This is a genomic window from Streptomyces anatolicus, from assembly GCF_019400875.1.
Lineage (GTDB): Bacteria > Actinomycetota > Actinomycetes > Streptomycetales > Streptomycetaceae > Streptomyces > Streptomyces anatolicus.
The window spans coordinates 1-2,148 of the sequence record NZ_WMBF01000735.1; the positions used below are offsets into that span (position 1 = coordinate 1).

The following is a 2,148-nucleotide window of genomic DNA, read 5'->3' on the forward strand; positions in this document are numbered from 1 at the left end:
CTTCGGTGGCGTACGGGAGGGCTGCTGGCCACGTGAGGGCTGCTCGGGTCGCGTACGCAAGGGCTGCTGGCCACGTGGGGGCTGCTCGGGTCGCGTACGCAAGGGCTGCTGGCCACGTGAGGGCTGCTCGGGTCGCGTACGCAAGGGCTGCTGTCCACGTGAGGACCGCTTCGGCGGCGTACGTGAGGACTGTTTCCGTGAGGGCTGCTTCGCTGGCACCGCCCCATCGTCGCCACGGCCTCGCTGGCGCGCTTCCGATAAAGTGCCAACCTATGCCGGACATCCGCCACACCCCCGAGGCGCCCACCCGCACCCAGGTCCTGGCCCCCGGCGAACGCATCGACGCGCACCGCCACGACGACCACCAGATCATCTACGCGGGCTCCGGCGTCGTGGCCGTCACCACGGACGCCGGTACGTGGTTCGCGCCCGGCACCCGCGCGATCTGGGTCCCCGCCGGCTGCGTCCACGCGCACCGCGCCCACGGCCAACTGGCCCTGCACCTGCTCGGTCTGCCCGCCGACACGAATCCGCTCGGCCTCGACGCCCCGGCCGTCCTCACCGTCAGCCCGCTGCTGCGCGAACTGATCCTCGCCTGCACCCGGGCCCCGCACGAGGAGACCGGCACCCCGGAGGGCTCCCCCGAGCGGCGGCGCCTGCGCGCGGTGCTCCTCGACCAACTGCGCGCCTCGCCCCAGCAACCCGTCCAGTTGCCGACCCCGGCGGATCCGCGTCTCGCGGCCGTCTGCGACCTGCTGCACGGCGACCCCGCGGACGCGCGCGGCCTGGCCGAGCTGGCCGCCGCGGCCGGGGCGGGCGAACGCACCCTCAGCCGCCTCTTCCGCCGCGAGCTGGGCATGACCTTCCCCCAGTGGCGCACCCAGCTGCGTCTCTACCACGCCCTGCGCATGCTGGCCGACGGCACACCGGTCACCACCGTCGCGCACCGCTGCGGATGGGCCTCCACCAGCGCCTTCATCGACGTGTTCCGCCGCGCCCTCGGCTACACGCCCGGCACGCACAACCGCCGCGACTGAACACGCGCCCGGTCGCGCCCGGTCGCACCCGACCGCAACCGGCAGAGAGCAACTTCCCTTTGCGTACGGGCTCTTGGCAGCGCCAGTGCCATGTGAAATATTACTGCCGTGCTCACGGGACCCCTTTTCGGACCACCGGAACTCTCGGACCTCATCGTCGTGGGAGCGGGAGTGGTCGGCGCGGCCTGCGCCTACTACGCCACCCGCTCCGGCCTCCACGTCACCGTCATCGACCGCGGCCCCGTCGCGGGCGGCACCACGGGAGCAGGCGAGGGCAATCTCCTCGTCTCCGACAAGGAACCAGGCCCCGAACTGGAACTCGCCCTGCTCTCCGCGCGGTTGTGGCGTGACCTGGCGGCCGAACTCCCCTCTCGCATCGAGTACGAGCGGAAGGGCGGCCTCGTCGTCGCGTCCACGGAAACCGCGATGACCGCCCTGCGGGACTTCGCCTCGGGGCAGGGAAGCGCGGGCGTCGAGGCGATCGAAGTACCGCCCGACCGCCTCACCGGCCTCGAACCGCACCTGGCCCCCGGCCTCGCCGGCGGCTTCCACTATCCGCAGGACGCCCAGGTCCAACCCGCCCTGACCGCGGCCCACTTGCTGCGTGCGGCGGCGGACACGGGCCCAGGGCGCCTCACGCTGCGGCTCGGCGAGGAGGTCACCGCGGTCCTCACCGGGGCGGGCGGCGAGGTGCGCGGCGTACGGACCCGGGCGGGCGAGTCATACGCTCCGTACGTGGTCAACGCCGCCGGCACGTGGGGCGGCAGGCTCGCCCGCATGGCGGGGGTGGAGCTGCCGGTGCTCCCCCGGCGCGGGTTCGTCCTCGTCACGGAACCGCTGCCGCGCGTGGTGCGGCACAAGGTGTACTCCGCGGATTACGTGGCCGACGTGGCCAGCGGTTCCGCCGCCTTGCAGACCTCCGCCGTGGTCGAGGGCACCCCGGCGGGCCCGGTGCTCATCGGGGCGAGCCGGGAGCGGGTGGGCTTCGACCGCACCCTGTCGGTGGAGGTCCTGCGGCGCCTCGCCGCGCAGGCCACCGGCCTCTTCCCCGTCCTTGCCGGGGTGCGGGCGATCCGCTCCTACGCGGGCTTCCGCCCCTATCTCCCCGACC

At 73.6% G+C, this 2,148-nt stretch carries 2 protein-coding genes; both read left to right on the forward strand.

Annotated elements, in window-relative coordinates; genetic code table 11:
- The first annotated feature begins 272 nt into the window (after window positions 1-272).
- Window positions 273-1,037 (forward strand): AraC family transcriptional regulator, encoded by a 765-nt coding sequence (locus GKQ77_RS31965; RefSeq protein ID WP_219692610.1) that lies wholly within the window; start codon window positions 273-275, stop codon window positions 1,035-1,037.
- A 108-nt stretch (window positions 1,038-1,145) separates the two neighbouring features.
- The coding region (locus tag GKQ77_RS31970) for an NAD(P)/FAD-dependent oxidoreductase (RefSeq protein ID WP_308117846.1) at window positions 1,146-2,148 on the forward strand (1,003 nt) is incomplete at its 3' end.

Coding starts and splice junctions, on each gene's coding strand:
- GKQ77_RS31965 (WP_219692610.1), top strand. CDS start 273: ATGCCGGACATCCGCCACACCCCCGAGGCGCCCACCCGCACCCAGGTC.